Below are 16,321 nucleotides of genomic sequence, written 5' to 3'. Positions count from 1 at the left end.
GTTCCTCCGCTTCTGCTTCAGAAGTCGTCGTGCTCGCCGGGGTGGATGCCGAGGTCGTCGAAGGCGTGCGCGAAGTCGTCCAGGTCCTCCTGGGTCACCTCGACCAGGGGGAGGTCCGAGGGGGTGAGGCCGCCCCCGGGGGACGTCCGCATGTGCCGGACGAGTCCGGTCAGCGCCCGCCGCCAGGCCGTGAGCAGGCCGTCCGCCTCCACCGCGGTGAGGAGGGCGGCGGGCCAGGCGGCCGAGACGTGCAGCCGGACGCCCGTCGGGTCCTCGACGGCCACGGCGTCGAGTTCGAGGGCGGCGGCCGCGCGTTCCGGGCGTACGCGCAGCATCGGCGCCTCCGGGGCCAGATCCCAGGGTTCGCCCGAGGCGTCGGCGGAGGCGGTGAACCGGCCGAGGTAGTTGAAGGTCACCTGGGGCTGCGGCAGTTTCTCCAGGACGGGCGCGGTGTCTGGGTTGAGGTGGCGGAGGAGGCCGTAGCCGAGGCCCTGGCCGGGGACGGCACGCAGTTGCTCCTTGACCCGTTTCAGGGCGGTGCCCGCGGCCGGGCCGCCGGTCAGGGCCTCGTCGAGGTCCAGCGGGCCGGGGTCGACGGCGACCGGGTGGTAGCCGGTGAACCAACCCACCGTGGCCGACAGGTCCACGCCCTCTGCGATCTCCTCGGCCCGCCCGTGGCTCTCGACGCCGACTAGCAGGGAACGGCCCGCCAGGTCGCCGCGTTCCTCCCGCCGCGCGGCGGCCGCCAGGGCGAGGGCGGTGAGCAGGACATCGGGCACGGCGGCGTGGTAGGCGGCAGACACGGTCGTCAGCAGCGGGGCGGTGATGTCGTGCGGGAGCACGAGGGTGCTCTCCTGGACCGGGCCGGCCGGGTCCGGGGTGTGGTCCAGCAGCGGGCGCGCGCCCTCCAGCACGCCGGTCCACCAGGGCAGTTCACGCACCCGCTCGGGGCTGCGGGCCTCCTCGGCCAGCAGGCGGCTCCAGGTGCGGAAGGAGGTCCCGGCGGGGGCCGGGCGGGGCCGCCCCCCGGCCCTGACGGTCTGCCAGGCCTCGGCGAGGTCGGCGCCGACGATCCGCCAGGAGACTCCGTCGACGGCCAGGTGGTCGGCGACGAGCAGGAGCCGTGCCCCGTCCGGCCACCAGACGGCCTGGAGCATCCGCCCGGCCGACGGGTCGAGGCGCCGGACCGCGTCCGCCAGCCGCGCGTCCCGCTCCCCCTCCGACAGCCCGGCCCGGCTCAGCAGCTCCCCGGCCCGTACGGTGCCCTCGCCGGGGACGACGAGCCGGTCCCCCACCCGTCGTGCCCGCAGCATGGCGTGCCGGTCCAGGACGGTCTGGAGTACGACGGTGAGATCGGCCTCCGTGAGGTCGGGCGGGGTCACCAGGAGGACGGCCTGGGCGAGGCGGCCCCGGTCGGCCGTCCAGCGCATGACCGGCGTCAGCTCCAGCTCGCCGACCGGATCGTCGGCGACGGATGTGGAGGCGGGGGCGGGCTCCGGGGCGTCGGTCACGCTCGCGGCGAGTCCGGCGGGGGTGGGGGTCTGGAAGACCTGGCGCGGGCTGATCGGGATGCCCGACTTGCGGGCCAGGGTGACCAGCCGGATGGAGACGATGCTGTCGCCGCCCTGCTCGAAGAAGTGGTCGTCCACGCCGACGTGCGGCCGTCCGAGCACCGTCGCGAACAGTTCGCACAGCCGGCGCTCCCGGTCGTTCGCGGGTGCCCTCCCGGCGTCGGACCGCGGGGCCTCGGGGGCGGGGAGACGGGCGCGGTCCACCTTGCCGGAGGGCAGCAGCGGGAAGGCGTCGAGGGCGGTGAGGGTGGCGGGCACCATGTGGGCGGGCAGCCGTTCGCGCAGCCAGTCACGCAGGGCGGGCAGGGCGTCGGGGGGTGCCAGGCAGTAGCCGGTGAGCCGTTCGACGCCCGGTGCGTCCCGGCGGAGCGCCACCACCGCGCGCCGCACGGCGGGGTGCTGTTCGAGGACGGCCTCGATCTCCTCCAGCTCGACCCGCATGCCGCGGATCTTGACCTGGTGGTCGGCGCGGCCCAGGAACTCCAGGGTGCCGTCGCGTCGCCAGCGGGCCAGGTCACCCGTGCGGTACAGCCGCTCCCCCGGCGGGCCGAACGGGTCGGCGACGAAGTGGTCGGCGGTGCGGCGGGGGTCGTTCACATAGCCGCGGCCGAGGTAGACGCCGCCCGCGTACAGTTCGCCGGGCACGCCGACGGGGGTGGGCCGGAGCCGGTCGTCGAGGACGTACAGGCGGGTGTTGCCGTTGGGGCGGCCGATGGAGACGGCGCTGCGGATGGCGCCGGTGCGGTAGACGACGTGGCTGACGCCGATGGTGGCCTCGGCGGGACCGTACCCGTGATACATCACCGCCGGGCTGAGGGCGCGGAAGCGGGCGAACAGTTCCGGGGTGAGGACCTCGCCGCCGCACCACACGTGCTTGAGGGAGGCCGCGCGCCGGGCGAAGCCGTCCTGTTCCAGCAGCAGGTCGAGCATCGAGGACACCAGGTAGGTGAAGGTCACCCGGTGCCGTTCGACGGTGTCGAGCAGCTGGTCGACGTCGCGTTCGCCGCCGGGTTCGGCGACCACCACCCGGCCGCCGTTGACCAGGGGCAGGAAGATCTCGTTGACGGAGATGTCGAAGCCGAGCGGCGCCTTGAACAGGGCCGCGTCCCCGGTGCCGAAGCCGAGCAGTCCGCGCTGCCACAGCAGCCGGTGGGCGATGGCCCGGTGCCGGATCATCGCACCCTTGGGGACGCCGGTGGAGCCGGAGGTGTGGATGACGTAGGCGAGCCCTTCCGGGTCGACGGCGACGTCCGGGCGGGCGGCGTCCGGCACGGGCCCGCTGAGGTCGACGTCGACGACGGGCGGACCGTCGGCGCCGAGGGCGTCACCGGTGCGTCCGAGCACCGCGGTGAGGGCCGCGCCGCGGCACACCTCGGCGATCCGGCGGGCGGGCCAGTGCGGTTCGAGCGGCACGAACGCGCCGCCCGCCTTCAGCACCGCGAGCAGCCCGACGACCATCTCCACCGACCGTTCCAGGTGGATGCCGACCCGGCGTTCGGGGCCGACTCCCAGCCGGATCAGCCGGTGGGCGAGGGCGTTGGCGCGGGCGTCGAGTTCGCCGTACGTCAGCCGGGTGCCGCCCGGCACGCCGTACTCGACGGCGGTCAGGTGCGGGGTGGCGGCGGCCTGCTCCTCGACCAGTGCGGTGAGGGTGGTCGACGGCACGGGGTGGGCGGTGTCGTTCCACTGGCCGAGCAGCAGGGAGCGCTCGCGCGGGGTGAGGACGTCGGCGGCGCGCACGGGCCGGTCGGGGTGCCGGGCCAGGTCGGCGGTGAGCCGGACCAGCCGTTCGGCCAGGTCCTCGGCGCTCTCCCGGTCGTACAGCGCGGTGCTGTACACCAGTGACCCGTCGATGCCGCCCGCCTCCGGGTGTTCGAAGAGGTGGAAGGCGAGGTCGGTCTTGGCGGTGTGGAAGTCGACGCGGTGCCCGGTGAGACCGAGTCCGGCGAACTCCCGGTGCGCGGCGGGCGCCTGCTGGTGGGCGAGCATGACCTGGAAGAGGGGGTGGCGGCCCATCGATCGGGCGGGTGCCAGGGCGTCCACCAGCCGTTCGAACGGCACGTCCTGGTGGGCGTACGCGTCCAGGTCGGTCTCGCGGACCCTCGCGAGCAGTTCGCGGAAGGTGGGGTCGCCGGAGAGGTCGGTGCGCAGGACCAGGGTGTTGACGAAGAGGCCGACCAGGTCGTCGAGGGCGGGGTCGGCGCGTCCGGCGACCGGGGTGCCGAGGGGGATGTCGTCGCCCGCGCCGAGCCGGCCGAGCAGCACGGCGACGGCGGCCTGGAGGGTCATGAACACGGTGCCGCCGCCGGCGGCGGCGAGGTCGCGCAGGGCGGTGTGGACGTCGGCGTCGAGGGTGAAGTCGACGGCGTCGGCGGCGTGGTGGTGGACGGCGGGGCGCGGTCGGTCCACGGGGAGCTGGAGTTCCTCGGGGAGGCCGGCCAGCCGCCGGGTCCAGTGTTCGAGTCCGTCGTCGGGGAGCCGCCGCTGCCAGAGGGTGTGGTCGGCGTACTGGACGGTGAGCGGCGGCCAGGCGGGCTCGGTGCCGGCGCGGCGGGCGGCGTAGGCGGTCTCCAGGTCGGCGAGGAGCGGGTCGGCGGACCAGCCGTCGGTGGCGATGTGGTGGACGAGCAGGAGCAGTACGTGGTCGTCGGGGGTGAGGGCGTAGAGGGTGGCGCGGACGGGGAGTTCGCGGTCGAGGGCGAAGGGGTGGGCGGCGGCCTCGCGGAGGAGGCCGTCCAGTCGCCGGGGGTCGGCGGGCACGGTCTCGAAGGGCACGTCCGACGGGGGCAGGACGTGCTGGCGGGGGGTGCCGTCGTCGTCGGGGTAGACCGTGCGCAGCGTCTCCTGCCGGGCCACGACGTCGTTCAGGGCGGCCCGCAGGGCGTCGGGGTCGAGGGGGCCGGTGAGCCGGTAGGCGGTGGGGATGTTGTAGGTGGGGCTCGGGCCCTCCAGCCGGTGCAGGAACCAGAGCCTGGCCTGCGCGGAGGACAGGGGGAGGGGGTCGGGGCGCACGGGGGCGGGCCGCAGGGCGGGCCGGTCACGGGCGGGGGTGCCGGCGTCCAGGAGCGGGGCGAGCGCGGCCGGGGTGGGGGTGTCGAAGACGGCCCGCAGCGGCACGGTGACGCCGTGCGCGGCGCTCAGCCGGTTGACGAGCCGGGTGGCCAGCAGGGAGTGGCCGCCGAGGGTGAAGAAGTCGTCGTGGACACCTGCGGACGGCAGGCCGAGCAGGTCGGCGAAGAGCCCGCACAGGACGGCCTCCGCCGCGGTGCGGGGCGGGGTCGCGGTGGTGAGGGCCGCGAGGTCGGGGGCGGGCAGCGCACGGCGGTCGAGTTTGCCGTTCGGGGTGAGCGGCAGGGTGTCGAGGAGTACGACGGCCGCGGGCACGAGGGCGTCCGGGAGCGTCGCCGCGAGGCGCTGCCGCAGGTCCGCGGGGGCGGGCCGGGCGCCGGGCAGCGGGACGGCGTAGGCCACCAGCCGGGGCTGCCCGTCCTGGTCCCGGCTGACGGTGACGGCGGCCTGGGAGACGCCGGGCAGGGCGGCCACGGCGGCCTCCGTCTCGCCCGGCTCGACCCGTGTCCCGCGGATCTTCACCTGGTCGTCGGTGCGGCCCAGGAACTCCAGCGTGCCCCGGCCGCTCCAGCGCACCAGGTCGCCGGTGCGGTAGAGGCGGGCGCCGGGCGGGCCGTAGGGGTCGGCGACGAACCGTTCGGCGGTCAGCGCGGGCCGGCCGAGGTAGCCGCGGGCGAGCTGGACGCCGCCCAGGTACAGCTCTCCCGGCACGCCGGGCGGGACGGGGCGCAGCAGGTCGTCGAGGACGAGGGTGCGGGTGTTCCACACCGGGCGGCCGATGGGCACCGAGCCGCCCGGCGAGCGGGTGCCCTCGGCGCACGGCCAGGCGGTGACGTCGACGGCGGCCTCGGTGGGCCCGTACAGGTTGTGCACCTCGGTGCCGTGCAGGAGCCGGGTGCAGCGTTCGGCGAGTTCGGCGGGGAGGGCCTCGCCGCTGCAGATCACGCGGCGCAGGACGCCACGGGCGCGGGCGGCGGCGGGGTCGTCGAGGAAGGCCCGCAGCATCGAGGGCACGAAGTGGGCGGTGGTGACGCGGCGGGCGTGGATCAGCTCGGCGAGGTGGGCGGGGTCGCGGTGGCCGTCGGGGCGGGCGAGGACGAGCGTGGCCCCGGTGATCAGCGGCCAGAAGAACTCCCAGACGGAGACGTCGAATCCGGCCGGGGTCTTCTGCAGGACGCGGTCCTCGCGGCCGAGCCGGTACGTCTCCTGCATCCACAGCAGCCGGTTGACGATCGCGGCGTGCGGGACGACGACCCCTTTGGGGCGGCCGGTGGAGCCGGAGGTGTGGATGACGTAGGCGGGGTGTTCCGGCCGCAGGGGCGGGTGGAGGTCGGTGGGGTCCGCGTCGGCGAGGCGTCGTCGGGTGCCGGGGTCGTCGAGGAGCAGCAGCAGCGGCGCCGGGGCCGCTGCGGGGATCGGGTGGCCGCCGGTGGTGATGATCAGGGCGGGGGCCGTGTCCTCGATGAGCAGCGCCAGCCGTTCGGCGGGGTGGGCGGGGTCCAGGGGCACGTAGGCGCCGCCCGCCTTCAGCACGGCGAGCAGGGCCACCACCAGGTCGGGGCCGCGTTCCAGGGCCACGCCGACCCGTCGCTCGGGGCCGACGCCGTGCGCGGTGAGCAGCCGGGCGAGCCGGTCGGCGCGGGCGTGCAGGCCCGCGTAGTCGCAGGCGTTCGGGGTGGTGTCGGTGGCCAGGGCGACGGCGGTCGGGGTGCGGGCGGCCTGCCGGGTGAGGAGGTCGGTGAGGGTGACGGCGGGGACGGGGCGGTCGGTGGCGTTCCACTCGCGCAGGACGCGGTCCTCCTCGTCGTCCGACGTCAGCGGCAGCCGGGACACCGGGAGCGCGGGGTCGGCGAGCGCCGCGGCGAGCAGGGTCTCCAGCCGGCGCAGGAGGCGGTCGACGGTGTCCGGGGTGAACAGGCCGTCGCGGTGGGTGGCCTCGACGCGCAGCCGGCCGCCGGTGAGGAACGCCTCCAGGGAGAGGTCGAACTGGGTGGTGTCGTTGTGGACCGTCTCCCACTCGGCGTGGACGCCGGGCAGGTCCGGACCTTCGAGGCCCTGGGTGAGGAAGAGCAGCATGACGTCGAACCAGACGGCCCGGCCGGGCTGCCGGGGCGGGCGCAGTTCCTCGACGAGCCTGTCGAAGGGCATGTCCTGGTGGGTGTAGCCGTCGGTGCACACCCGCCGTACCCGTTCGACGAGTTCGGCGAGATCCGGGTCGCCTTCGAGGTCGGCGCGCAGGGCGAGGGTGTTGCCGAAGTTGCCGACCAGCTGGTCCAGTCCGGCGAGGTCGCGGTGCATGACGGCCGAGCCGATCGGGATGTCGGTGGCGCCGGTGGTGCGGTGCAGCAGGGCCGCCAGCGCGGCGAACAGCACCATGAACGGGGTGGCTCCGGCGGTGCGGGCGAACGCGGTGAGCCGGTCGGTGACGTCGGGGGCGAAGGTGTGGTGGCGGCGGCCGCCCCGCGCGGTGGGCCGGGCCTCGCGCGGCGCGTCGACGGGCAGGGCGAGCGGGGCGGGCGGCGGGACCAGGTGGGCACGCCAGTGGTCGAGGTGCGGGGCGAGCCGCGCGTCGGTCCAGGTCTCGCGCTGCCACAGCGCGTAGTCGGCGTACTGGAGGGGCAGCGGGGGTAGGCCGGACGGCGCCCCGGTGAGCGCGGCGCGGTACAGGGCGCCGAGGTCGCGGGAGAGGGCGTTGAACGTGCCGCCGTCCCAGGCTATGTGGTGCACCGTCAGGACGAGCGTGTGGTCCTCGGGTGTGCGTCGTATCAGCAGGGCGCGCAGCGGGTGGTGGGCGGCGAGGTCGAAGGGGGTCGCCGAGGCGGCGCGGGCCAGGTCGTCGGCGCGCCGGTCCTGCTCCTCGGCGCCGAGCCCGCCCAGATCGGCCGTCTCCCAGACCGCCTCCGTCACCGGGTCGACGACCTGCTCGGGCGTGCCGTCGGAGCCGGCCGGGTAGCGGGTGCGCAGCACCTCGTGCCGGTCGGCGAGGCCCCGCAGGGCGGTCCGCAGCGCGCCCGCGTCCAGCGGCCCGCGCAGCCGGATGGCGAGGCAGACGTTGTACGCCGGGCTGTCCGGGTCGAGCTGCTGGAGCAGCCACATCCTCGACTGGACGTACGACAGCGGCAGCGGGCCCGCGTCGGCCGGGCGGCGCGGGATGTGCTCGGAGCGGGCGGGCGTGTTCGCCAGGCCGGCGCTCTCCAGCCGGCGGCGCAGCAGTTCCCGCTTGCGGGCCGCGAGGTCGGCCGCGTCAGGTGTCCGCGTCACTGGTCTCCGCCTTTCCGCGACTGGTCGTTCAGCGGCCGGACTTCGAGCGGCCGGACTTCGAGCGGCAGCTCTTTCAGCAGCAGGTCGAGCGTCGCCGCCCACAACCCGGCGAGCCGGTGGACGTCGGCCTCGGTGAAGAGGCGGCCGGGCCACTGCCAGCCCACCTCCAGGACCGGGCCCGCCGGGTCGCGGCCGTCGAGGAGGACCGCGTCGACGGCGAGGGCATGGGTGACCGGTGTGCGGGGGTCGGCGGTGCCGCCCGCGGCGCCGGTCTCGGGTGCGCTGGTGAACAGGGCGTCCGTCCGGTCCGGGCGTTCCCCGAGGGTCATCCGGCCGAGGTAGCCGAACTCGATCTGCGGTTCGGGGAGTTCGGCGAGGCGGCGGGCGGCGGCACCGGGGTCGAGGTGGCGCAGCAGGCCGTGGCCGAGGCCCTGGTCGGGCAGGGCGGCGAGCTGGTCGTGGACGCGCCGCACCTGGTCGGTGCCGGGCGGGGCGCCGGGGTCGAGACGGATGGGATGGGTGCTGGTGAAGCAGCCGACGGTGCCGGAGAGGTCGGCGCCGGGCAGGAGGTGGTCGGCGCGGCCGTGCGAGGCCAGCTCGACGAGCAGGGAGCCGCCGTGGGTGGGGACGGCGAGGGCCAGCGCGGTCAGCAGGACGTCCCGCACGGAGTGGCGGGTCAGCGGGACGGTGATGTCCGGGCCGAGGGTGATGGTGTGGCGGCGCAGGGTGGCCCGGGTGTCGAGCGCGGGGTCCGGCGGGAGGGCGCCGAGGGGAGGTTCGGGACGGCCGAGGATGTCCTCCCAGAGCGGGAGTTCCGGCGTCCGGCGCCGGGCCTCGGCGTGCGAGAACGTCGCCCACTCCGCGAAGGAGGTGACCGGGGGCGGGAGTTCGGTGCCCTGCCAGGCGGCGGCGAGGTCGGCGGTGAGGACGCCCCAGGACGCCGGGTCCGTGACGGTCTGGTGGAGCGCGACGAGCAGCCGTCCCTCACGGTGCGGGCCCGCGTCGAACCAGCGGAGGCGGGCCACGGTTCCCGTCAACGGGTCCAGTGCGGCGGCCAGTTCGTCGAGGGCGCCGGGCACCAGGGCGGCCATCGCCGTGTGGTCCAGGTGCGCGGCGTCGGTGCGCTGTACGCGGTCGGCGGCGCGTACGGCGCCCACGGGTGCGGCGTGCAGCCGCCAGGTGCCGTCCGGGTCCCGGAGCAGGCGGGCCCGCAGCAGCTCGTGCCGGTCCAGGACGGCCTGCACGGTGCGGTGCAGGCCGTCCAGGTCCATGCCGGGCGGGGTGCGCAGGAAGCGGGCCTGGGCGAGGCCGCGCAGCGGGGTGCCGCGTGCGACGAGGCGGGCGAGGGCGGGGGTGAGCGGGATGTCCCCGGTGCCGGTCGCGCCGGTCCGGGCGGCAGCGTGCCGGGCTGGGGCGTTCCGGACGGTGTCCACCCGTTCGGCGAGCCGTGCCACCGTCCGCCGTTCGAACACGTCGCGCGGGGACAGCGTCAGCCCGGCGGCGCGGGCCTGGGCGACCAGCCGCATGGAGACGATGCTGTCGCCGCCGAGGGTGAAGAAGTCGTCGTGCACGCCGAGGCCGTCCAGCCCCAGCACGGCGGCGAACAGGTCGGCGAGCCGCCGCTCGGTGGCGGTGCGGGGCGGCTGCGCGGCCGGGCCCGAGGTGCGGGCGGGGGCGGGCAGCGCGGCGGTGTCCAGCTTGCCGTTGCGGGTGAGCGGGAAGCCGTCGACCGGCACGATCGCGGACGGCACCAGGTAGTCGGGCAGCACGCTGGCGGCGGCCCGGCGCAGCAGCTCGGCGGTCCGCGCGGCGGGAGGCGCCGAGGGGGCCGGGACGACGTAGGCGACGAGGCGGCGGACGCCGGGGGTGTCCTCGCGGACGACCACGGCGGCGCGTTCCACCAGGTCGTGTCCGAGCAGTACCGCCTCGGTCTCGCCGGGTTCGATCCGGTAGCCGCGGATCTTCACCTGGTCGTCGGTCCGGCCCAGGCACTCGATCAGACCGTCCGGTGTCCAGCGGGCGATGTCGCCGGTGCGGTACATGCGGGCGCCGGGGCGGCCGGAGAACGGGTCGGCGACGAACCGGCTCGCGGTGGCGCCGGGGCGGCCCAGGTAGCCGCGGGCCAGGCCCTCCCCCGCGATGTACAGCTCGCCGTCGACGCCGGTGGGCACGGGGTTGAGGTGGCCGTCGAGGACGTGGAGGCGGGCGCCCGCGACGGGGCGGCCGATGGCGGGGCGGTCGGTGCGGGCGAGGTCGCAGTCGGCGGAGTCGACGGTGCACTCGGTGGGGCCGTACAGGTTGTGCACGGTCAGGCCTTCGGTGGCGCGCAGGGTGCGCCACAGGTCGGGCGGTACGGCCTCGCCGCCGACACCGAGCACTTTCAGCTCGGCGTGCCAGCCGTCGCGGGTGACCAGCTCGCCGACGAGGGACGGCGAGAGTTCGATGAACTCGATGCGGTGCTCGGCGAGGAAGCCGCGCAGCGCGTCGGGGTCGCGGCGCACCTCGTCGGGCACCAGGTGCAGTTCGTGCCCGGCGAACATCCACAGCATGGGCTGCCAGGAGGCGTCGAAGGAGATGGGCCAGGCGTGCCCGACGCGCAGCGGGCGCCCGCCGACGGCGGTCGAGGCGGGCGTGAACAGGGCGGCGCTGTGGGCCGCGAAGAGGTTGACGATGGCCCGGTGCGGGACCACGACGGCCTTGGGGCGGCCGGTGGAGCCGGAGGTGTGGATGACATAGGCGGGGTGTTCGGGGTGCGGGGGCCGGGCGGGGTCGGTGGGGTCGGCGTCGGCGAGGCGGCGCCGGGTCCCGGGGTCGTCGAGGAGCAGCGTGCGGACGCCGTCGAGGCGGGGCCGGGTGGCCGTCGTGGCGAGCAGGGCGACCGGACGGGTGTCGTCGAGGATCCCGGCGATCCGTTCGGCGGGCCAGGCCGGGTCGAGCGGCAGGTAGGCGGCGCCCGCCTTCTGGACGGCGAGCAGGGCCACGAGCGTGTCCGGGGTCGGTGGCAGCGCGAAGGCGACGACGCGTTCCGGTCCGGCCCCGGCCTCGGTCAGCAGCCGGGCCAGCCGGTTGGCCTCGGCGTTCAGCTCGGTGAACGTGAGCCGCCGGCCGGCGCCCACCACGGCGACGGCGTCGGGTGTTCGGGCGGCCTGCGCCTGGAACACCTCGGGCAGCGTGGGCCGCGGCACCGGCAACGGCGGTCGCTCTCCCGCCGCCAGCAGCGCGGCCCGTTCCGCGGGTTCGAGGGCGTCCAGTGCGGCGAGCGGCGCGTCGGGGTCCGCGAGCAGCGCGTGGAGGAGCCGTTCGAAGCGGGCGGCCAGCCGCTCGACCGTGCGGCGGTCGTAGCAGTCGGGGCGGAACTCGAAGACGACGCCGATCCGTCGTTCGTCCAGGACGGCCAGGGTGAGCGGGTAGTGGGTGGCGCCGGAGCCGGTGACGTCCACGATCCGCAGTCCGGAGGCCGCCTCGGCGCGGGCGACGGCGGCCTGGTCGACCGGGTAGTTCTCGAAGACCATCAGCGTGTCGAAGAGGTCTCCGGCGCCGGCGAGCCGCTGGATCTCGGTGAGACCGAGGTACTGGTGGTCCATCAGCCGGGCCTGCTCGTCCTGGAGGCGGCGCAGGAAGTCGCCGGCCCGCTCGCCCGGCGGCAGGGTCACCCGTACGGGCACGGTGTTGATGAACAGGCCGATCATCGACTCGGCGCCGGCGAGTTCGGCGGGCCGCCCGGCGACGGTGGCGCCGAACACCACGTCGTCCCGGCCGGTGAGCCGGGCCAGGAGCAGCGCCCACAGGCCCTGCACGACGGTGTTGACGGTGACACCGTGGGCGCGCGCCGACTCCCCGAGCGCCCGGGTCGTCTCCTCGCCGAGCCGCAGGGTGTGCAGCTCGGGCGGCACCGGCAGGAGTCCGGCGGGCGTCGGCGCCAGCAGGGTGGGGGCCGCCCCGGCCAGGGCGTCGCGCCAGGCGTCCGCGGCGGCCTCCCGGTCGCGGGCGGCCAGCCAGGCGAGGAAGTCGCGGTACGGCCGGACGGCGGGCGGCGGTGCGGCCCGGCCGGGGTCGAGCCGGGCGGCGTACAGCTGGAGGAGTTCGCGTACCAGCAGCGGGACGGACCAGCCGTCGAGGAGCAGATGGTGGTTGGTGACGACGAGCAGCCGGCGGTCGGTGCCGAGGCGGGCCAGGGTGAAGCGCAGCAGGGGCGGGTCGGTGAGGTCGAAGCGGGTGTCGGTGCCGGCGGTGACGGCCGCCTCGCGGGTGGCTTCGTCGGCGGTGGTGAGGTCGGTCTCGGTCCAGTGGACGGGGACCTGTTTGAGCACCACCTGCACCGGTTCGTCGACGTCCTCGTGGAGGAAGGCGCCGCGCAGGTTGGCGTGCCGGGCGAACAGTTCCTCGGCGGCGGCGCGCAGCGCGGCGGGGTCCAGCGGGCCTTCGAGCTCCACCAGGGTGCGCATGGTGTAGACGTCCTGGGCGCCCTCGTCGAACAGGGCGTGGAAGAGCAGGCCCTGTTGCAGCGGGGACAGCGGCAGGACGTCCTCGACGAGGGAGCCGTCGTCCTCGGGGGCGGCGGGCTGCGTGCTCATCGGTTCCTCCACCTCGCCTTGACCTTGTCGAGCTGGGACGGACTGAGCGAGACCAGCGGTGTGCCGGTCGCGGTGAACTCCTCGGGGGCGGGCCCGCCTTCGGGGGTGGCGGCGGTGCGGGCGAGGGCCGCGGGGGTGCGGCGGGTGAAGACGTCGCGCGGGGTGAGGGCGAGCCCCGCGCGGCGGGCGCGGTCGGCGAGCCGGACGGAGACGATGCTGTCGCCGCCGAGGGTGAAGAAGTCGTCGTGGACGCCGACCCGTTCGAGCCCCAGCACCTCGGCGAACAGTGCGCACAGCGCCTTCTCCGCCGCGGTGCGCGGCGGGTCGGGGACGCTGCCGCGGGTGAGGTCGGGGGCGGGCAGGGCGCGCCGGTCGACCTTGCCGCTGGGGGTGAGCGGGAGGGCGTCGAGGACGACGACGGCGGACGGTACGAGGTGGCCGGGCAGCCGCTCGGCGAGCGCCCGGCGCAGGCCGGCCGGGTCGGGGGCGCGGCCGGGTTCCGGGACGGCGTAGCCGACCAGGTGCCGCCCGGCCGGTCCGTCCTCGCGGGCGGTCACCGCGGCCCGGCGCACCCCGGGCAGGGCCCGCAGGGCGGCCTCGATCTCGCCGGGTTCGACGCGGAAGCCCCGGATCTTCACCTGGTCGTCGGCCCGGCCCAGGAACTCCAGGGTGCCGTCGGCGCGCGGCCGGGCGAGGTCGCCGGTGCGGTAGAGGCGGCTGCCGGGCGGCCCGTAGGGGTCGGCGACGAACCGTTCGGCGGTGCGGGCGGGTTGGCCGAGGTAGCCGCGGGCCAGTCCGTCCCCGGCGAGGTACAGCTCGCCGGTCGCGCCGGCCGGCACCGGCCGCAGGAAGGGGTCGAGGACGTGGGCGCGGGTGTTGGCGACGGGGTGTCCGAGCGGCACCGGGTCGTCGCCGTCCGCGCAGACGTGGACGAGGCTGTCGCCGGCGGCCTCGGAGCAGCCGTAGAGGTTGACCAGGCGGGCGCCGGGCCAGCGCCGGGTGATCGCCGCGGCGAGGTCGGGGGTGAGGGGTTCGCCGCTGGATATCCAGGTGCGGACGGAGGCGAAGGCGCCGGGTGGGGCGGTGTCGACGAGGGTGGCGTACAGGGTGGGCACGGCGGTGAGGAGGGTGACCCGGTGGCGGTCGGCCAGCGCGGCGAGGGCGGCCGGGTCGCCCGCGTGGTCGTCGTCGGCGAGGGCGACGGGCTCGCCCGCGGCGAGGGCGCCGAGCAGTTCGGTGAGGCCGTCGACGAAGCTCAGGGGGCTCTTGGAGAGCCTTACGCCGTCCTCGCTCAGCTCCCGTCCCCAGGCGAGCCGGTTGGCGAGGGCCCGCTGGGTGCCGACGACGCCTTTGGGGCGGCCGGTGGAGCCGGAGGTGAACAGCACGTAGGCGGGGTGGTCCGGGGAGAGGGGCGGCGGCGGCCGTAAGGGGGCATTGGGGGGCATGGCGTCGGGCGGGCACACCGAGTCGGCGTCGAGGGCGAGGCGTCGGGCCGTCGCCGGGTCGGACACGGTCAGGCGGGGGCGGGCCTCGTCCAGCATGAGGGCGACGCGGTCCCGCGGGTAGGCCGGGTCGACGGGCATGCAGGCCGCGCCGGCCTTGAGGACCGCGAGGAGGGCGGTCACCAGGTCGGGGCGGCGGGGCAGGGCGACGGCGACCACGGACTCGGGTCCGGCGCCGCGGGCGGTCAGGGCGGCGGCCAGCCGGTCGGACCGGGCGTCGAGTTCCGCGAAGGTGAGCGTGCCGGTGCCGTGCAGCACGGCGGGCGCGTGCGGGGTGCGGGCGGCCTGGTCGGCGAAGAGGGCGCGGACCGTGGGGTGCGGGAGGGGGCGGGCGGTGTCCCGGGCGGGAGGCGGGGGTTCGCCGGCCGTGAGCCGGGCGACGGGGCGGGCGGGGTCGTGGGGGAACTCCCGCAGGAGGCTGACGAGCCGGTCGGCGAAGCCGGTCACCGTCGCCCGGTCCAGGAGGGCCGGCTGATACGCGAAGGTCAGGGTCAGCCGGGGGCCGGGCAGCGCGGTGAGGGTCAGCGGGTAGTGGGTGGCGTCGAGCACGGAGACGTCCGTCAGGCGCAGGTCGTCGAGGGCGCGGGCGATGCCCTCCTCGTCGATCGGATAGCTCTCGAAGACCAGCAGGGTGTCGAAGAGGACGTCGTGTCCGGCGGCGCGCTGGACGTCGGCGAGGCCGAGGTGCCGGTGGTCGAGGAGCGCGGACTGCTCGGCCTGGACGCGGGCGAGCAGGTCGGCGAGCGGTTCGGCGGGGCGCAGCCGTACCCGTACGGGGAGGGTGTTGATGAACAGGCCGACCATCGACTCGATGCCGGGCAGGTCGGCGTCACGGCCGGAGACGGTGGCGCCGAGGACGACGTCGGTACGGCCGGTGCGGCGGGCCAGGAGCACCGCCCACAGGCCTTGGAGCACGCTGCTGACGGTGACTTTGTGGGCGCGGGCGGCGGCGGTGAGGGCGGCGGTGTCCGGTTCGGAGAGGGTGACGACGTACCGTTCGGGCGGTGCGGGCGGCCGGTCGCGGGCGGCGGGGGCGATCAGGGTGGGTCCGTCGAGGCCGGCGAGGGCGGAGCGCCACGCGGTGCGGGCGGCCTCGCGGTCCTGGCGGGCGAGCCAGGCCAGGTATTCGCGGTAGGGCCGTACCCGGGGCAGGGCGGCCGGGTCGCCGCCGGAGCCGTACAGCTGGAACAGCTCGCGCACCAGGAGGGGCGCGGACCAGCCGTCCCAGAGGAGGTGGTGGGAGGTGAGCACCAGCCGGTGGTCGCGCTCGCCGCAGGTCACCAGGTGGAAGCGGAGCAGCGGGGGGCGGGCCGGGTCGAACCGCTCCTCGCGGTCCTCGGCGAGCAGCCGTCCGAGGGCGGGCGGGCGTTCGTCCGGTGGGCGGGTGGTCAGGTCGGTGACCCGCCACGGGGTGCGGACCGCGCCGGGGATCACCTGGACGGTGCGCCCGGACCGCTGGGTGCGGAACGCGGCCCGCAGGTTGGCGTGCCGGTCGAGCAGCGCGGAGGCGGCCGTGCGGAGCCGGCCGGGGTCGAGTGGTCCGTCGAGGCGGAGGACCGTCTGCCCGGTGTAGACGTCCCGGGCGTGCCGGTCGTACAGCGCGTGGAAGACCATGCCCTCCTGCGTCGGGGACAGCGGGAGGACGTCCTCCACGGCCGGGCGGGCCGCCATCAGGCGTCGGCCTGGCGCATGGCCTCGGCGAGGCTGCGCGGCCGCATGTCCGTCCAGTGCCGTTCGACGTAGTCCAGGCACGCCGTGCGGCTGTCGGGGCCGTGCACGCCGGTCCAGCCGGCGGGGACGGGGGCGAAGTCCGGCCACAGGGAGTACTGGCCCTCGTCGTTGACCAGGACGCGGAAGACGCCGTTGTCGTCGTCGAACGGGTTGGTCATGGGTCAGTTCCTCTCCTGCTCGCGGGTGCGGCGGTGGGGTACGGCGATGGTTCCGGGGAACTGGTCGGGTGCCCCGGGTACGGGTTCGGACGGGTCGGCGCCGAGGGCGACGATCCGGTTGGCCTTGTCGACGTGGACGACGCGGGGCCGGTGGCCGGCGCGTTCGGTGTCGTCGAGCACGGCGAAGGACATGACGATGACCAGGTGGCCGGGGCGGATGAGATGGGCGGCCGCGCCGTTGACGCCGAGGACGCCGCTGCCGGGTGCGCCGGGGATGGCGTAGGTGGTCAGGCGGGCGCCGTTGTCGATGTCGACGACCTGGACGGCCTCGCCGTCGACGATGTCGGCGGCGTCCATGAGGTGCCGGTCGATCGTCAGCGAGCCGACGTAGTGCAGGTCGGCCTGGGTCACGGTGGCTCGGTGGATCTTGCCGTTGAGCAAGGTGCGCTGCACCA

At 76.0% G+C, this 16,321-nt stretch carries 5 protein-coding genes; all 5 read right to left on the bottom strand.

Annotated elements, in window-relative coordinates:
• Window positions 1-17: 17 nt before the first annotated feature.
• From ACSU6L_RS33800 to panD, 5 genes are read right to left on the bottom strand one after another with little or no spacing between them, the layout of a single operon-like run.
• Window positions 18-7,901: an amino acid adenylation domain-containing protein gene (locus ACSU6L_RS33800; protein ID WP_437063052.1), complete on the bottom strand. Its 7,884-nt coding sequence runs from the start codon at window positions 7,899-7,901 to the stop codon at window positions 18-20.
• Window positions 7,898-12,475 carry an amino acid adenylation domain-containing protein gene (locus ACSU6L_RS33795; protein WP_437063050.1) on the bottom strand — a complete coding sequence of 1,526 codons (4,578 nt, stop codon included), beginning with the start codon at window positions 12,473-12,475 and terminating at the stop codon, window positions 7,898-7,900. The genes ACSU6L_RS33800 and ACSU6L_RS33795 overlap by 4 nt, the downstream gene beginning before the upstream one ends.
• A complete protein-coding gene (locus ACSU6L_RS33790) occupies window positions 12,472-15,648 on the bottom strand; it encodes an amino acid adenylation domain-containing protein (protein ID WP_437063048.1) in 3,177 nt (1,058 codons plus the stop codon). Before ACSU6L_RS33790 ends, ACSU6L_RS33795 begins: the two co-directional genes overlap by 4 nt.
• Window positions 15,648-15,866 carry an MbtH family protein gene (locus tag ACSU6L_RS33785; protein ID WP_073945061.1) on the bottom strand — a complete coding sequence of 73 codons (219 nt, stop codon included), beginning with the start codon at window positions 15,864-15,866 and terminating at the stop codon, window positions 15,648-15,650. The genes ACSU6L_RS33790 and ACSU6L_RS33785 overlap by 1 nt, the downstream gene beginning before the upstream one ends.
• 3 nt (window positions 15,867-15,869) lie before the next feature.
• A complete protein-coding gene (gene panD, locus ACSU6L_RS33780; protein ID WP_437063045.1) occupies window positions 15,870-16,319 on the bottom strand; it encodes an aspartate 1-decarboxylase in 450 nt (149 codons plus the stop codon).
• Window positions 16,320-16,321: the final 2 nt, after the last annotated feature.

The sequence above is a fragment of the Streptomyces sp. enrichment culture genome, from assembly GCF_964272855.1.
Classification (GTDB): domain Bacteria; phylum Actinomycetota; class Actinomycetes; order Streptomycetales; family Streptomycetaceae; genus Streptomyces.
This window is presented reverse-complemented; position numbering and strand designations above follow the sequence as displayed.

What these genes read in the sequence shown, in the direction of transcription:
- ACSU6L_RS33790 (WP_437063048.1), bottom strand. Translation starts at nt 15,648, where the DNA reads ATGGCGGCCCGCCCGGCCGTGGAGGACGTCCTCCCGCTGTCCCCGACG.
- ACSU6L_RS33795 (WP_437063050.1), bottom strand. Translation starts at nt 12,475, where the DNA reads ATGAGCACGCAGCCCGCCGCCCCCGAGGACGACGGCTCCCTCGTCGAG.
- ACSU6L_RS33785 (WP_073945061.1), bottom strand. Translation starts at nt 15,866, where the DNA reads ATGACCAACCCGTTCGACGACGACAACGGCGTCTTCCGCGTCCTGGTC.